The following is a 17,621-nucleotide window of genomic DNA, read 5'->3' on the forward strand; positions in this document are numbered from 1 at the left end:
CTATGCATAATTCTGAAATTATTTTATCCCTATTAAAAACTACAGCCCCTTTCCATGTACTGCAAGAATCTGTACAAAAAAGTTTAGTGGATCTGATGACAAAATGCACATTTTCAAAGGAAGAACTTATTTACCGACAAGGAATAACAGATATAGATGGAGTAGATCTCATTTACAAGGGACAGTACGAAACATTCTTTCTCGATAACATGGAGAATAAACGATCAATCGAAATCCACGAAAATCCTTATTGTTTTGGCGGAATTTCAGTGCTTTTAAATCGGAAAAAAGCATTAAAATCAGTAATGGTAAAAAAGGGGACAATCATATATCGATTGCCTCGTAAAGATTTTTTTGAACTTTGCAACGCCAATGAGGAGTTCTTTCATTTCTTCACAAACGCTTTTGGCCGTAAAATGCTGGAAGAAGAATTTTCACATTTTGTAAAATCCCCTGCATCATTTGAAGAAAGTTATTACGCAGCAGATCAACTCTACTCCCGTAAGATTGATAATATCATTTATAAAGATATCGTCTCAACAGATTACAATACGCCCATTTATGAAGCTGCAAAAATAATGTCATCCAATAAAGTGAGTTGCATCTTTATTATGGAGAAAGATAAAATTGTTGGGTATGCAACAGATATAACACTCCGAGATAACGTTATTGCAAAACAAATCCAGGCTGATAAAGCTATTGGAACCGTTATGGATAATCCTATCGTTAGTATTTCTAACCAGGCAATTCTATACGAAGCGGTATTGATGATGTTTAGAACAAAAACGAAGTATTTATTAGTTGAAAAAGATGGAGAGTACGTTGGCTTCTTGAGCCGTAACCGTTTATTAAGCGAACAGGGACAATCACCTTTAGTTTTTATACAATCCGTAAAGCTCGCGGAGTCTTTAACCGAGCTTAAGGATAAGTGGGATAATGTACCGAAAATCATCAACCAATTACTCGGCCGAGGTGTCAATGCCGCTGTTGCAAACCAGGTTATTACAATGATTGCTGATACCATTGCCATAAAAGTGATTGAGAAAACGATTCACAATATGGGACCTCCCCCAGCTAAGTTCGTATTTATGGTAACAGGAAGTGAGGGCAGAAAAGAGCAGACCTTAAAAACCGATCAGGACAACGCCATTATTTATGAAGATAAAGCCAATGAGCAACGTGAGTATGTGAGAGACTACTTCCTCAAATTCGCCAACCAAGTTTCAGATGACTTAAATAAAATTGGATTTGTCTACTGTACAGGAGGATATATGGCCAGTAATCCCGCATGGACACATTCATTATCACACTGGAAAAATAATTACAAAAGTTGGATCGAAGATACCATACCAGAAAATGCTATTAAATTTTCCACCTTCTTTGATTGTAGAAGACTGTATGGTGACCAGGGAATCATTGATGAACTTAAATCTTTTCTCAACCACGAATTACAAAAACCCAACGAACGTTTTTTTTCTTTTATAGCGAAAAATGCTTTGCAATATGAACCACCGCTAACCTTCTTCAATGCCATCAAAACACAGACTATTGGCACTTCAGAATTTCTAAATATCAAAAAAGCAATGAATCCGATTGTAGATCTCGTACGGGTATATGCATTAAAAAACCGAATCTATGAAGAAAATACCGGAGTTAGACTTAAGAAGTTAGTAGAAATAGGAGTTTTCACACAATCCCAATATGAAGAACTTAGTCAATCCTATTATTATTTAATGGCTCTTAGATTAAAAAATCAAGCAAATCAAATTATAACAATAAAATCAAATCCCGATAATTACATCCGAATTGACAGTCTAACGAAAATAGAAAAAGCAACATTAAAAGAAATTTTTAAAACTATTAGTAATTTTCAATTAGGTATAAAATTTAAATTCACAAACAACCTTTTAGGATAATTCCGATCGCATTAGACTAAAAGATCTCTTTAATTTATTATAAACAGACCACATGAATATGCAATTTATAATAAATTTAAAATTTAAAGCCTCAAATCTTAACTTTTTAGTATATATTAGAAGCAATCATTACTTTTGTAAAAATCTGTAACATCAATTTATATATGCATATTTTAAAATCATTAATTATCACTGTATCTCTTCTATGTGCGCAACAGCAATTCGCATCGGCTCAAGCTCCAGTAGCTCAACCAACAACAGCGAGTGCTAATAAGTTTGGCCCAGAAGGTTTGAGTAAAGGTAGTCTTGCAAATCAGTTTGACCATTTGAACTACATATCAAAAAATAATTATGATTTCAAGATGGTGCGCAAAACAAATCTTGAAATTATCAAAAAAAATGTAGTAGATACTGTAAGTAAACTTCAGAAAGAAATTAACACCTTAAAGTCTGCTAGTTCTAATTATGGATCAACAACAAAAGGTTTACAAGATAGTGTTCAAATTTTAAAAGATCAATTAGCACAAGAGCAAGAAAAAGTAGATAGTTTTTCATTTTTAGGTATCAATACGACAAAGTCAGCTTATAGCAGTATCGTGTGGATAATTATTGCTGTACTTTTAATCAGTACCGTTACATTTTTATTCTCTTACCGCAAGGCTAAGGTGAATACTGATGAATATCAAAAAACAGCAGATCAAGCACAAGAAGAGCTTGCGTTATTCCGTAAAAAAGCACTTGAAAAAGAACAAGCTCTAAAACGTCAACTTCAAGACGAGTTAAATAAGAAATCATAAGATTCTAAGATAGATAAATAGGGGCAATTCACATGATGTGAATTGCCCCTATTTTATTGGATGATAGATCAAAACGATTATAGAAATAAAAAATACAAGGAGGTTTTTTCTCCCAATCATCTACTTTCGAAAATTAAAATCACCTGATTAACAATAATTATGATCATATCAGCTATCATAAATTGTCAAAAATAAAGATTTCTTGATCTCCTCAGGCTGTATAGCTAAAAATAAAAGATCCAGAAAAAATGCCATTAAGAAGCATAGACACGTATTATGGAGCCAAATATGAATTTTTCATCGAACCCAGTCAATTAGAATGAATAACAAATTGACATATTTAAATAAAAAAGAATTTAATTGAAATTTCTATTTGTTTTTCAGCGACAATAAGCTTATTTTTGCTGACCAAAAAGAGGCGGTTTTTATTGCCTTTATAAAATTGATTAATAAATATTTAGTCCCTATAATATGCCCAATATTGGTAAAATAGCGCAGATTATCGGCCCAGTGGTTGACGTCAACTTCGCCGACAATGAAAATCTACCTAGAATTTACGATGCCTTGATTATCGAAAGAGAAAATGGTCAGCGTGTCGTTTTAGAGGTTCAACAACACTTAGGTGAGGAACGTGTTCGTACAATTTCTATGGATGCAACCGAAGGTTTGGTTCGTGGAATGAAAGTTGTCGACACAGGTGCTCCAATCAAAATGCCTATTGGTGAAGAAATTAAAGGTCGTGTATTCAACGTTGTGGGTGATGCCATTGACGGGATCAAAAATTTAGATAAAACAAATGGTCGTTCGATCCATAATGTTCCACCTAAATTTGAAGATTTATCGACTGAAACTGAAGTACTTTTTACAGGTATTAAAGTAATCGATTTATTAGAGCCTTATTCTAAAGGTGGTAAAATTGGATTATTTGGTGGTGCCGGTGTAGGTAAAACTGTATTAATCCAAGAATTAATCAATAATATCGCAAAAGGACACGGTGGTTTATCTGTATTTGCTGGTGTTGGAGAACGTACACGTGAAGGTAATGACTTACTACGTGAGATGTTGGAATCAGGCATTATCAAATACGGTGAGCATTTCATGGAAGAGATGGAAAAAGGTCAATGGCCTTTAGATGCTATCGATACTGAATTAATGAAAGAATCAAAATGTACTTTCGTATTCGGTCAAATGAATGAGCCTCCAGGTGCGCGTGCACGTGTTGCTTTATCAGGTTTAACAATCGCTGAATATTTCCGTGATGGTGAAGAAGATGGTAAAGGTAAAGACGTATTATTCTTTATTGATAATATCTTCCGTTTTACACAAGCTGGTTCTGAAGTATCTGCTTTATTAGGCCGTATGCCTTCTGCAGTAGGTTACCAACCAACTTTAGCAACAGAGATGGGTTTAATGCAAGAGCGTATTACATCTACTAAAAATGGATCAATTACATCAGTTCAAGCGGTATATGTACCTGCCGATGATTTAACTGACCCTGCACCAGCGACAACATTCGCTCACTTAGATGCAACAACAGTATTGTCTCGTAAAATTGCTGAGTTAGGTATTTACCCTGCGGTAGATCCATTAGATTCGACATCTCGTATCTTAAGCCCTGCAGTTTTAGGTAACGAGCATTACGATACAGCACAGCGTGTTAAAGAAATCTTACAACGTTATAAAGAATTACAAGATATCATCGCTATCTTAGGTATGGATGAGTTATCTGAAGAAGATAAATTAACAGTACAGCGCGCACGTCGTGTTCAACGTTTCTTATCTCAACCTTTCCACGTTGCGGAGCAATTTACAGGTTTAAAAGGTGTATTAGTAGACATCAAAGATACAATCAAAGGATTCAACATGATTCTTGATGGTGCAGTTGATGAATATCCTGAAGCAGCTTTCAACTTAGTAGGTAGCATCGAAGAAGCAATCGAAAAAGGTAAAAAATTATTAGCTGAAGCAGTTTAATTAGATATTAGACATTAGATATGAGGTAATGCAGACGCTATTATCTCATATCTATTTGAAGACCTCAAGTTCTCAAATTTCAAATCTCAAATCTTATATCTAAAAATAATGAAATTATCTATAATCACTCCAGACAAAATAGTATTTGAAGGTGATGCAACTGCGGTAACTGTTCCAGGAACTTCAGGATCTTTTCAAATATTGAAAGATCACGCGGCTATCATTTCGACTTTGGAAGACGGAAAAGTAATTGTTCAGCAAGGTAAAGACGAGCAGATCTTAAACATCAAAGGTGGTGTTGTAGAAGCTAAGAATAATGTCGTTACCATTTTGGCCGAAGGAATTATTGAAGCATAATCATCATACGATGATCTCAAAAGCCTCTTATTAAAAAATAAGAGGCTTTTATTTTTTCAACACATTCTAAACAAATTGTTGAAAAAATAATATAAAACCTGAAAATGATTTCCCTCTTAACATGTCAATAGAATAGTCGCATATCCTTCAACCTAAAATAAACATCATTTGTCCACAATGTGGATAAATTGACAAAATAGTGAGATATGCATCAAGATTAGTTTTTCTCTTTATACTAAGACAAGAAAATCATCTTATACAAACACTTTATAAGACTCTTAAATTCCACCATAATAAGAACGTTCTGACCCATTCTTGACATTTCCATACACAGACCCACAAGACACATCAATCTAGCACCAAGCAATCTGAAAGCTAGCAACAATTTGTTTAAAAACTAGGTAACTTGTCGGTTTCCACGTCCCCAGTTTTCACAACCTCCCCCCCATCATCCCATTTAAAATTTTTCCCACATATTGTTCATTAACAATAGTCTCATGAATCAAAAAAAACGGAGGATCACTTCAAAGAAATCATACTCAAAAAAATAAAAAGAATAAGGAATTATCAATTTTTAAGAAGAATTTGAGGTAAAAATGAAAAAAAATGTTTTTGAGCCAAGTAGACCGATTTTAAATACGGTCTACTTACTGCATTCTAAAATATCACTAATATTGAAAATATAAAAATTTAATTTTGCAAAAAACAAATAATCAAAATTATATACTTAATCAAAAAAGTTAGATAAGGCTATTGCCAATTATTTTTATTCGGAGTAACTTAAAGAAATAATTTCAGCAGTAAAGTTTACGCTTAAATTACATTTACCCAAGGGAAACAAAAACAGGTCATTTTCTAATTATTACTAATAGGGAGGGTAGATAACAAGGTTATGAAATATTACGACGAGAACACATTAATTTACTTAGACGGATCGTACGTCAAAGCTTTTGCTACAGGTCTTGACCTGTATACTCAAGCTTTGCATTATGGATATGGTGCGTTTGAGGGTCTTAGGGCATATAACACCCACAATGGACCTCGTATTTTTAAAGCTCTGGAACACTTTGAGCGTCTAGAGAAGTCATGTGATGCAATCAATATACCATATACATGGGATAATAGGGAGTTGATTGACCGTGCTTATGAATTATTATCCATCAACAATCTACGTTCAGCCTACATTCGTCCATTGGTATTCTCTGGATCCAACATGCACCTCACTTCATCAACTGAAGCTCGGATCATGATGGCTGCATGGGAATGGGGACCTTATTTAGGACAAAATCTATTAAAGGTTGAAATATCGGATATTCAGCGACCAAGTTCAAAAGCATTTCCGATTTCCTCAAAAATATCAGGCCAATACATCAACTCCATTTTAGCAAGCAGTAAAGCAATAAAAAATGGATATGACGAAGCACTGTTGTTAGATCAGGATGGTTATGTAGCACAAGCATCAAGTGAAAACTTATTTATTGAAAAAGATTTCAAACTGTATACACCGCCTATTCAGAATATTTTTCCTGGTATAACCCGAAAAAACGTCATTCTGATCTGTAAAAAATTAGGAATTGAATTAATTGAGAAAAGGTTGACAGTCCAAGATATCCACGAAGCAGATTCAGCTTTTCTATCTGGAACGGCAGCAGAAATAATAGGAATAAAACAAGTCGATCACATTATTTATAAAGAAGATTGGGAGCATACAATAGGTGCTTCTATACAAAGACGATATAAAAATTTAGTATTAGAGAACGAGAACTATGAAGTCATCATCTGATAAAGAACAAATCTTGAATAAATACAGCCGTACATTCACACAAGACGAAACACAACCCGCAGCAAAAGCAATGCTATATGGTATTGGTCTTACAGATGCGGACATGGAAAAAGCTCAAGTAGGTATTGCGAGTATGGGTTATGATGGAAATACCTGTAACATGCATTTAAATGATCTTGCGCAAGTTGTTAAAAAGGGCGTATGGGCAAGTGATTTAGTTGGTTTAACCTTCGGAACAATTGGGGTCAGTGATGGTATGAGTAATGGTACTGAAGGTATGCGTTATTCATTAGTCAGTAGAGATGTCATAGCAGATAGCATTGAGACAATCTGTGGTGGGCAATATTATGATGGATTGATTGCAATACCTGGATGTGATAAAAATATGCCTGGTGCTGTAATCGCAATGGGCCGTTTAGATCGCCCAGCAATAATGGTTTACGGTGGAACAATTGCACCCGGTCATTATAAAGGAGAAGATCTAAATATTGTTTCCGCATTTGAGGCTTTAGGGCAAAAAATATGTGGTAATATTTCCGACGAAGATTACGATGGTGTAATCCGTAATACATGTCCCGGAGCAGGTGCCTGCGGAGGAATGTACACAGCCAATACAATGGCCGCTGCCATCGAAGCTTTAGGAATGAGCTTACCTTATTCATCATCCAATCCTGCCGTATCACAAGATAAAAAAGATGAATGTTTAGAAGCTGGTAAATATATCCGCATCTTATTAGAAAAAGATATTAAACCTTCAGATATCATGACACGCAAAGCATTTGAAAATGCCATCCGTGCGATCATCATACTAGGAGGAAGTACAAATGCCGTATTGCACTTTATTGCAATTGGTAAATCAGTAGGTGTAGATATCACACAGGATGATTTCCAACGTATGTCGGATGAAACACCGGTTTTAGCTGATTTTAAACCATCAGGTAAATACTTAATGCAAGATTTACATCAATACGGTGGAATCCCTGCAGTTTTAAAATATTTATTAAATGAGGGATTACTACATGGTGACTGTTTGACTGTAACAGGAAAAACATTAGCTGAGAATTTAGCAGATGTGAAATCTGTAATAGATTATGATCAAAAGATCATTCATAAACTAGCCGACCCTATTAAAGCAAATGGCCATTTACAGATTCTATATGGAAACTTAGCCGAGAAAGGTTCTGTCGCAAAAATTTCAGGAAAAGAAGGAGAGAAATTTGTCGGGCCCGCACGTGTATTTGATGGAGAGCAAGATTTAATCGCAGGGATTTCTTCAGGTCGTGTCAAAAAAGGAGATGTAGTGGTGATCAAAAACGAGGGACCAGTTGGAGCACCTGGAATGCCAGAGATGCTAAAACCTACTTCAGCTATTATTGGTGCAGGATTAGGAAAATCTGTCGCATTAATCACAGACGGAAGATTCTCTGGAGGTACGCATGGTTTTGTCGTGGGACACATTACCCCTGAAGCGTATAAAGGAGGTTTGATCGGATTAGTAGAAGATGAAGATATCATTGAAATCGACTCGGTCAACAATACACTAAACTTAAAAGTCGACGAAGCAACAATTGCTGCTAGACGTGCAAGATGGAAACAACCAGCATTGAAAGTAACAAAAGGAGTCCTTTACAAATATGCCAAAACTGTTTCTGACGCTTCAGAAGGCTGTGTAACAGACTTATAAAAGCAAGACCGAATAATCAACACAAACAAAAGAATTACAAATCGAATAAATTGAAAATAATGAGTACGCTGGAAAAAACTGAAAGCAAGGAATGTACAAAGCAACCTCAACCCGTTAGTCAATTAACAGGTTCGCAGGCGGTATTAGAAGCCTTACTATGTGAAGGTGTTGATACCGTATTTGGATATCCTGGAGGAGCGATCATGCCGATCTATGATGCATTATATGATTATAATGAAAAATTAACTCATATTTTGGTCCGTCACGAGCAAGGTGGTATCCATGCTGCACAAGGGTATGCAAGAACCTCTGGCCGCCCTGGTGTTGTATTTGCAACTTCTGGTCCTGGAGCAACAAATTTAGTTACTGGTTTAGCCGATGCTATGATCGATAGCAACCCTATCGTCTGCGTCACTGGACAGGTATTCGCAAGTTTATTGGGTACAGACGCCTTTCAAGAAACAGACGTTATTAATATTACCGCTCCTGTCACAAAATGGAGTTACCAAGTAACAGAAGCATCCGAAATTCCGATGGCATTAGCAAAAGCATTTCATATCGCTAGTACAGGTCGACCTGGCCCCGTATTGATCGATATTACGAAAAATGCACAAATGGAATTATTCGATTATCAAGGTTATGAAAAATGTACGCACATCCGCTCGTACCGTCCATCTCCTATTGTAAGAAAAGAGTATGTACAGGAAGCTGCTGCTCTAATCAATAGTGCACAAAAACCATTTATCTTATTTGGTCAAGGTATTATTTTAGGTAAAGCTGAGCAGGAGTTTAAAGATTTCTTAGAAAAATCAGGCATACCTGCTGCAGCCACAGTAATGGGTCTTAGTGCACTCGAAACAGATCATCCACAACATGTTGGTATGCTTGGAATGCATGGTAACTATGCACCTAATGTGATGACTAACGAATGTGATGTTTTAATCGCTATAGGTATGCGTTTTGATGACCGTGTAACAGGACGTCTTGACAAATATGCAAAACAGGCAAAAGTAGTACATTTAGATATTGACCCTGCCGAAATTGACAAAAATGTTCAAACAACAGTTCCTGTTTGGGGAGATTGTAAAGAAACCTTACCGCAACTCACTGAATTGATCGACAAAAAAGAACATACCGATTGGTTAGAACAGTTCAGAACCTTAGAAAAAGAAGAAATTAAAGAGGTTATCCAAAATGAGCTTCATCCAACAGGTGATGTACTAACAATGGGCGAAGTGATCAATCTTTTAAATGAACTGACTGAGGGAAATGCGATTATCACGACCGATGTTGGACAACATCAAATGGTAGCCTGTCGTTATGCAAAATTCAATCAATCAAAATCTAATGTTACTTCAGGAGGATTAGGAACCATGGGATTTGGTCTACCTGCAGCAATAGGTGCCTGGTATGGCGCACCACATCGCGATGTTATTGCTATTATTGGTGATGGGGGATTCCAGATGACACTCCAAGAATTGGGTACTATCATGCAATTTGGTGCTAAAGTAAAAATCCTGATTCTAAACAATCAATTCTTAGGAATGGTTCGCCAATGGCAACAGCTTTTCAATGAAAAACGCTATTCTTTCGTGAATATTACTAGTCCAGATTTTGTTGCTTTAGCAAAATCATACTATATAGAGGGACAAAAAGTTTCAGAAAGAGATCAGTTGAAAACAGCTTTGAAAACCATGTTGGAGCACGATAGCGCCTACCTTTTAGAAGTAATGGTTGGAAAAGAAAACAATGTATTCCCAATGGTTGCACAGGGAACTAGTGTTTCAGAAATTAGATTGAAGTAAAATGGAAAAACAAGAATATACAATCACGATTTATACAGAAAATTCTATCGGCATGATCGGTAGAATATCAACCATATTCTCAAGAAGAAAAATTAATATCGAAAGTTTAAACACTTCTCCTTCCGAAGTAGAAGGGATTCATCGCTTTACGATTTTAATTACTGAAATAGAAGAAGTAGTACGCAAATTATGCCGTCAAATCGAAAAACAGGTAGAGGTACTCAAAGCATACTACAATACTAACGATGAAGTAATCTGGCAAGAACAGGCTTTATACAAAGTTCCAACAGAAGTCATTACAGAAAAGGTGTACGTAGAAAGACTGTTACGTCAATATGGCGCATCTGCAGTTGTTATCCGCAAAGACTACACCGTCTTCGAAACCGCTGGTCATCGTGAGGAAATTGATAAGTTAACAGAAGAGTTGACCAAGTATAATTTAATCGAATTTGTACGTGGTGCACGTATCGCTATCATTAAAGAAAGTGCTGGATTTCATGCTAAATTAAAAGAATTTGAGCGCAGAGAACCTTCTGAAGATGTCGTTGAAAACGAATATCTCGAAAAAGGAGATGATGTTTTCACCATGTAATGGCAACATTTCTTAACTTTCAAAAATGAGGCAATGTCTTATAAAATCATTGCCTCATTAAAAATTTCGATTAAAAAAGTAAAAAATGACACAACACATATTTGAATTTATTATCAGTAGCCGTAAAGGATTTATAAGATTACTAGATGATTTGACATTAGACGAATTAAATCTTATACCGGAAGGATTCAATAACAATATCTTCTGGAATTTTGCGCATATCGTCGTTTCAACACAAACGTTGAGTTATGTTCGCACCGGTATCTTAGCAGATACGTCATCAGTAAAGTACAATGAAGACTATAAAAAAGATACTAAACCGACACGTAACGTGACACAGGAAGAAGTAGATGAATTGAAAGCATTAGCGCTAACAACCATCGATCAGATTCAAAGCGACTATGAGAAAGGTATTTTTACGACTATCACTCCTTACGCTACAGCAACCTATGGTGCTGAGATGAAAACAATCGAAGAAGTACTGATCGCAACCCTGTCTCACGACAATTTGCATTGGGGATATGCCTTAGCACAACGCAAAGCAATTAGAAACAGTAAATAAAATAATCAACAAACCATCAATAAAGAAATTAACAACAACAATGGCAAATTATTTCAACACACTACCACTTAGAGATCAATTACATCAATTAGGTCAAGCAGATTTTATGGACAACAGTCAATTCGCTGACGGTGTAGATGCTTTAAAGGGTAAAAAAATCGTAATCGTAGGCTGTGGTGCACAAGGTTTAAACCAAGGTCTAAATTTGAGAGATAGTGGTTTAGACGTATCATATACTTTACGTAAAGAAGCTATTGAGCAAAAAAGAGATTCTTGGAAAAATGCTACAGATAACAATTTTACAGTAGGAACTTATGAAGAATTAATTCCTACTGCAGATCTAGTAATTAACTTAACACCAGATAAACAACATACTGCTGTGATCAATGCTGTAATGCCTTTAATGAAAGAAGGTGCTACATTGTCCTATTCACACGGTTTCAACATCGTAGAAGAAGGCATGCAAATCCGTAAAGACATTACTGTTATCATGGTAGCACCTAAATGTCCAGGATCTGAAGTACGTGCTGAATATGTACGTGGTTTTGGTGTTCCTACTTTAATTGCTGTTCACCCAGAAAACGATCCACAAGGAAAAGGATGGGCTGAAGCAAAAGCATATTGTGTAGGTACAGGTGGTCACAGAGCTGGTGTATTGAAATCATCATTTGTTGCTGAAGTAAAATCTGATTTAATGGGCGAGCAAACCATCCTATGTGGTTTATTGCAAACAGGTTCTATTTTATCGTTCGATAAAATGGTTGAACAAGGAATTGACGCTGGATATGCATCTAAACTAGTTCAATATGGTGTGGAAGTTATTACTGAAGCATTAAAGCACGGTGGTGTAAGTGGTATGATGGATCGTTTAAGCAATCCTGCTAAAATCAAAGCTTTTGAATTATCAGAAGAATTGAAAGATATCATGCGTCCGCTATTCCAAAAACACCAAGATGACATTATCTCTGGCGAATTCAGTAAAACGATGATGCAAGACTGGGCTAACGGTGATGCAAATCTATTAAAATGGAGAGCTGAAACTGGTGAGACAGCATTTGAAAAAACTCCTGCAGGTGATGTGAAAATTGCAGAGCAAGAGTACTTTGACAACTATACTTTAATGGTTGCTTTCATCAGAGCTGGTGTTGAATTAGCTTTCGAAACTATGGTTGAAGCAGGAATTAAACCAGAATCAGCTTACTACGAATCATTGCACGAAACTCCTTTAATCGCGAATACAATCGCTCGTAAAAAATTATTTGAAATGAACCGTGTTATTTCAGATACAGCAGAATATGGCTGTTATTTATTTGATCAAGCTTGTAAACCATTATTAGCTGATTTCATGAAAACAGTACAAACTGATTTAGTAGGTAAAAACTATAATGCTGGTAAAGACGCTTCAGTAGATAACGCTCAGTTAGTGGAAATTAATGATATTTTACGTAATCATGAAGTCGAAATTGTAGGTCGTAAATTACGTCAAGCAATGACTGCAATGAAAGCTATAAAAACTGTTTAAATTTTCGTAATTTAGACTGCAAAAATTCGGTTGTTTTTAGGAAGTTCCAAAAAAACAACCGAATTAAATTGAAAAATTAACATTAGAGAAGAAAATGTCAAAAACATTAGTAGAAAAAATTTGGGATGCGCATGTCGTCAAACGTGAAGAAGGATTTCCAGATATTATTTATATAGACACCCACCTTATCCATGAGGTAACTTCCCCACAAGCATTCGATGGTCTGCGCAAAAGAGGTTTACCGGTATTTCGTCCCAACCAAACTGTTGCCACGGCAGATCATAATGTCCCCACTTTAAATCAGCACCTTCCCATCAAAGAAGAATTATCACGCTACCAAGTTGATATGTTGACTAAAAACTGTGCTGAATTCGGTATTAACCTATATGGTTTAGGTCACCCCTACCAAGGTATTGTACACGTGATTGGGCCAGAATTAGGGATTACATTACCAGGTAAAACTATGGTATGTGGAGATAGTCATACCTCAACACACGGTGCATTTGGTGCTATTGCTTTTGGAATAGGCACTTCTCAAGTGGAACAAGTTTTTGCAACACAATGCTTACTGCAACAAAAACCAAAAACGATGAAAATCGAAGTAAATGGTGATTTGCAAAAAGGAGTAGGCGCAAAAGATATTATCTTATACATCATTGCAAAAATCTCTGCAGCAGGTGGTACAGGCTATTTTATTGAATACGCTGGTTCGGCAATCCGTTCATTAAGTATGGAAGCTAGAATGACCATTTGTAATATGAGTATTGAAATGGGAGCTCGTGGAGGCTTAATTGCTCCCGATCAAACTACTTTCGATTATGTAAAAGGACGTGAATTCGCTCCTAAAGGAGAAGAATGGGATAAAGCATTAGCATATTGGAAAACATTATATTCTGATGATGACGCACAATTTGATGCTGTATTAGAATTTGATGCAGCAGATATCGCACCGATGATCACCTATGGTACTAATCCAGGAATGGGCATGGGCATTACAGAAAGCATTCCAGCTACACAGTCACAACCTGAATCAGAACAACCATCTTATCAAAAAGCACTCAACTATATGGGCTTTGCTGATGATGCTCCAATTTTAGGAAAACCAGTAGATTATGTCTTTATTGGAAGCTGTACAAACTCCCGTATCGAAGATTTACGTGAAGTTGCTGCATTTGTTCAAGGAAAACAAAAAGCAGAACAAGTAGAAGTTTGGATCGTTCCCGGCTCAAAACAAGTTGAAAAACAGGCAATCGAAGAAGGATTAGATAAAATTTTCGAAGCGGCAGGATTTCAATTACGTGAACCAGGCTGTTCAGCATGTCTAGGCATGAATGAAGATAAAATTCCTGCAGGAAAATACTGTGTTTCGACATCAAATAGAAATTTTGAAGGACGTCAAGGACCTGATGCCCGCACGATGCTGGTATCACCTTTAACTGCTGCAGCGGCAGCTGTAACAGGTAAAATTACCGATGTTAGGGAGTTGATATAATCTAATTGCTAATAGTAGCTGTTCTTAAATAACTTTTACAAATGTGCCAAATTTGTCAGACAGTCGCAGTCACCGAAAATAAAGTGATTCAACGTGAAGAGCAAAGTGCAAACGCAATCTTTAATCAAAGAACGTTGGAAAAAGATTATCATACATTGAAATCTGCTCTAAAACCAGGATTAAGAGTTTTGGATATCGGTTGTGGAACAGGTGCGATCACAAAAGATATCGCAACCATAGTCGGCCCATCAGGTGCTGTTGTTGGAATTGATAATACAGAGTCTTTTATTACGGAAGGAAAAAATCTATTTGGTAGTATCCAGAATCTAGAATTGATTCATTGTGATTTACTAGATTTTGACAGCATCGAAAAATTTGACCTGATCGTTTCAGCACGTACTTTTCAATGGATTTCAACACTAGATAAAGCGATTGATAAATTGAAAACGTTATTAAAACCCAATGGGCAAGTATCGATATTAGATTATAATCATGAAGCCATCGATTGGACTCCAAAAATACCAAGAAGTATGGAACATTATTATCACATGTTTTTGATGTGGCGAAATGACGCTGGTATGAACAATAGGATCGGATACGATCTGGATGACATTTTTGAAGAACATGGTTTTGGTCAAATCGAAGTCTTTAACGCCGATGAACATTATGAGCGCAACAACCCATTACACCTAGACAAATTAAAAATATGGTCGCAGGTAGCCAACTCAAAACAAATGGTAGAAGAAGGATATGTGAGCGATCAAGAACGTTTAGATGCTATTAAAGATTACAACAATTGGGCTGATAATTTAGCCGTCAGCATGACTATGAAGCTTAGAGAAGTTAGAGCAGTTTTAAAATAAAACATTGCACTGACAGCAACATAACACGAAAAATATCAAGAGCTTGAAACAGCTCACATATAAAGTGAAACGAGTTGTTCATTGATACAGTTAAAGACAGATACTCGTAAATAATGAAGTGGAGGAAACCATCATGAGGCAAAAGTGGCTCAAAAAAGAGATAGATACTCTTCTCATGATAGCTTCATCACCATTAAATAACAAATTATTTAGATGAAAAAATTTGAAACAATAACAACAACGGTAGTTCCTTTACCGATTGAAAATATAGATACCGACCAGATTATCCCAGCACGCTTTTTAAAAGCGACTACACGGGATGGATTTGGTGACAATTTATTCCGCGACTGGCGTTATGATAGCGACAATCAACCCAAGTCTGATTTTGTAATGAACAACCCTACTTATGCAGGAAAAGTTCTTGTAGCAGGTAAAAACTTTGGCTGTGGTTCCAGTCGTGAGCATGCCGCTTGGGCTATACAGGATTATGGTTTTGATGTTGTGATCAGTAGTTTCTTCGCAGATATCTTCAAAGGCAATGCCTTGAATAATGGCGTATTGCCGATTCAGGTAACAGACGAGTTTTTAGAAACTATTTTTGATACCGTATTTAAAAACCCGAACACAGATATTATCGTGGATCTAGAAAATCAAACCGTTACATTATCTGAAACAGGTGCACAACAATCTTTTGAAATTAATCCTTACAAAAAATCATGTCTTATTAACGGATATGATGATATTGATTTCATCCTAAACAACAAAAGTGCAATCGAAACTTTCGAACAAACAAGATAATGATAGAACCTGTCGTCCATATTGCCAATTTAACTGTCCAGCACCAATATCATGTGGTACTGCAGGACTTGAATTGGCAAATTGAACCAGGTCAGCACTGGTTAATCGGTGGTAGAAGCGGTACGGGAAAGACTACTTTGGCACAAGCAATTGCAGGCCATATTCCATACAGTGGACTTTTAAAAATTAACTTTAACAGCAGCTCTCCTCTTCCTGCAGAAGTTTTATATGTTTCCAATTGGTATCAATTCACCAATTTAGAAGGCGATAAAAACTTCTATTACCAGCAACGTTACAACAAACATCAAACCAACGATACGTTAACAGTACAGGCCGAATTTCTACATTTTGCAAAAGAAAAACATTTGCAATTTGAAGAGGTAAAACCATACTTTCAAACTTTTGGGTTTGAAGATGTTCAAAACACACAGCTTATAGAATTATCCAGTGGTGAACATAAAAAACTGCAGTTAATTAAAGCGTTATGGCTAAAGCCACAAGTATTGATTATTGACCAACCCTATACAGGTCTGGATCGTCAATCTCGCCAAGAACTTAATCAAGCGTTCGATGATTTAGCACACGCTGGAGTGACTTTGATATTAATCAGTAATGATCAAACAGTGCCAACCTGTATCAATCATTTTGCAGAAATACAGGAAGGTCAGTTACTTGAGGTTTCTTCACAAGCAGCATTCTCACGAGAAAAAGAGCGCGCAAGAAAACCACTTCCACATTTTTTACAGAAATCTCCACGTATTACTTCCCAAACCATGGTAAAAATGTCCAATGTGGATGTAAGGTATGGTGAAAAAGAGGTACTAAAAAAAATTAGTTGGGAAGTAAAAGCAGGTGAAAAATGGTTATTGCAGGGGCATAATGGATCTGGAAAGTCTACGTTATTAAGTTTAATCAATGGAGATCACCCTCAGGCCTATGCCAATGATATTGTTCTTTTCGGTAAACAAAGAGGATCTGGAGAAAGTATATGGGACATCAAAGCTCATTTAGGAATTATTTCACCTGAAATGCATTGGTACTTTGATCAGTCAGCGAAAGTTTGGCAAAGTGTTGCTTCAGGTTTTTTTGATTCCGTTGGACTATTCCGTAATCTCAGCTTTGAAAACCAACAATTCCTCGATCAAGTATTGGATTTCTTTGATTTGAAAGAAGATAAAAATAAATTATTAAATACACTACCCTTAGGCAAACAACGTTTAGCTTTGCTAGCAAGAACAGTGATTAAGAATCCTGAATTATTAATTTTGGACGAACCCTGCCAGGGTCTTGATTACGAACAAACACAACATTTCAATGCAGTTGTAGATGAACTATGCACCTATGGAAAAACATTAATTTATGTTGGACATTTTGAGACACAGCTACCGACATGCCTTGAAAAGAAAATCATATTAGAAAAAGGAATGGTTAAAACCATTGAAGATATTTTACAGTACGCATAACAGGAAACTATCA

The 17,621-nt window shown here is 36.2% G+C and carries 14 protein-coding genes; all 14 read left to right on the top strand.

Translation table 11 applies throughout. From position 1 onward, the window contains the following. Positions 1 to 2 precede the first annotated feature (2 nt). The 14 genes from FHR29_RS22635 to FHR29_RS22700 all read left to right on the top strand — a co-directional run bounded on the left by FHR29_RS22635 (position 3) and on the right by FHR29_RS22700 (position 17,608). A complete protein-coding gene (locus FHR29_RS22635) occupies positions 3 to 1,916 on the top strand; it encodes a DUF294 nucleotidyltransferase-like domain-containing protein (RefSeq protein WP_183917374.1) in 1,914 nt (637 codons plus the stop codon). Positions 1,917 to 2,080: 164 nt separating this feature from the next. After that, the gene (locus tag FHR29_RS22640; protein ID WP_021191834.1) at positions 2,081 to 2,713 is read left to right on the top strand and encodes a hypothetical protein; all 633 of its coding nucleotides are present in this window, start codon (positions 2,081 to 2,083) and stop codon (positions 2,711 to 2,713) included. A gap of 471 nt (positions 2,714 to 3,184) precedes the next feature. After that, positions 3,185 to 4,687: a F0F1 ATP synthase subunit beta gene (atpD, locus tag FHR29_RS22645; protein ID WP_132841076.1), complete on the top strand. Its 1,503-nt coding sequence runs from the start codon at positions 3,185 to 3,187 to the stop codon at positions 4,685 to 4,687. Between the two features lie 108 nt (positions 4,688 to 4,795). Continuing rightward, positions 4,796 to 5,044 carry an ATP synthase F1 subunit epsilon gene (gene atpC / locus FHR29_RS22650; RefSeq protein ID WP_132769200.1) on the top strand — a complete coding sequence of 83 codons (249 nt, stop codon included), beginning with the start codon at positions 4,796 to 4,798 and terminating at the stop codon, positions 5,042 to 5,044. Between the two features lie 892 nt (positions 5,045 to 5,936). After that, on the top strand, positions 5,937 to 6,827 hold the full coding sequence (gene ilvE / locus FHR29_RS22655; protein ID WP_132841074.1) for a branched-chain-amino-acid transaminase: 891 nt from the start codon (positions 5,937 to 5,939) through the stop codon (positions 6,825 to 6,827). After that, a complete protein-coding gene (ilvD, locus tag FHR29_RS22660; protein ID WP_183917376.1) occupies positions 6,811 to 8,511 on the top strand; it encodes a dihydroxy-acid dehydratase in 1,701 nt (566 codons plus the stop codon). Before ilvE ends, ilvD begins: the two co-directional genes overlap by 17 nt. A 59-nt stretch (positions 8,512 to 8,570) precedes the next feature. Then, entirely contained in the window at positions 8,571 to 10,316 is a 1,746-nt protein-coding gene (ilvB, locus tag FHR29_RS22665; RefSeq protein WP_132841071.1) for a biosynthetic-type acetolactate synthase large subunit, read from the top strand. Between the two features lies 1 nt (position 10,317). After that, positions 10,318 to 10,908 (top strand): acetolactate synthase small subunit, encoded by a 591-nt coding sequence (ilvN, locus tag FHR29_RS22670; RefSeq protein WP_021191838.1) that lies wholly within the window; start codon positions 10,318 to 10,320, stop codon positions 10,906 to 10,908. An 85-nt stretch (positions 10,909 to 10,993) separates the two neighbouring features. After that, a complete protein-coding gene (locus FHR29_RS22675) occupies positions 10,994 to 11,470 on the top strand; it encodes a DinB family protein (RefSeq protein ID WP_183917378.1) in 477 nt (158 codons plus the stop codon). Between the two features lie 40 nt (positions 11,471 to 11,510). Next, complete coding sequence (gene ilvC, locus FHR29_RS22680) at positions 11,511 to 12,992, top strand: ketol-acid reductoisomerase (RefSeq protein WP_183917380.1); 1,482 nt, start codon at positions 11,511 to 11,513, stop codon at positions 12,990 to 12,992. 94 nt (positions 12,993 to 13,086) lie between these two features. Next, entirely contained in the window at positions 13,087 to 14,484 is a 1,398-nt protein-coding gene (gene leuC, locus FHR29_RS22685) for a 3-isopropylmalate dehydratase large subunit (RefSeq protein ID WP_021191841.1), read from the top strand. A gap of 41 nt (positions 14,485 to 14,525) precedes the next feature. Next, the gene (locus FHR29_RS22690) at positions 14,526 to 15,347 is read left to right on the top strand and encodes a methyltransferase domain-containing protein (protein ID WP_183917383.1); all 822 of its coding nucleotides are present in this window, start codon (positions 14,526 to 14,528) and stop codon (positions 15,345 to 15,347) included. Positions 15,348 to 15,560: 213 nt separating this feature from the next. Continuing rightward, positions 15,561 to 16,145, top strand: coding sequence for a 3-isopropylmalate dehydratase small subunit (gene leuD / locus FHR29_RS22695; protein ID WP_183917385.1), 585 nt, complete (start codon positions 15,561 to 15,563; stop codon positions 16,143 to 16,145). After that, entirely contained in the window at positions 16,145 to 17,608 is a 1,464-nt protein-coding gene (locus tag FHR29_RS22700; protein ID WP_183917387.1) for an ATP-binding cassette domain-containing protein, read from the top strand. Before leuD ends, FHR29_RS22700 begins: the two co-directional genes overlap by 1 nt. Positions 17,609 to 17,621: the final 13 nt, after the last annotated feature.

It is taken from the genome of Sphingobacterium sp. JUb56 (assembly GCF_014191365.1).
Lineage (GTDB): Bacteria > Bacteroidota > Bacteroidia > Sphingobacteriales > Sphingobacteriaceae > Sphingobacterium > Sphingobacterium anhuiense.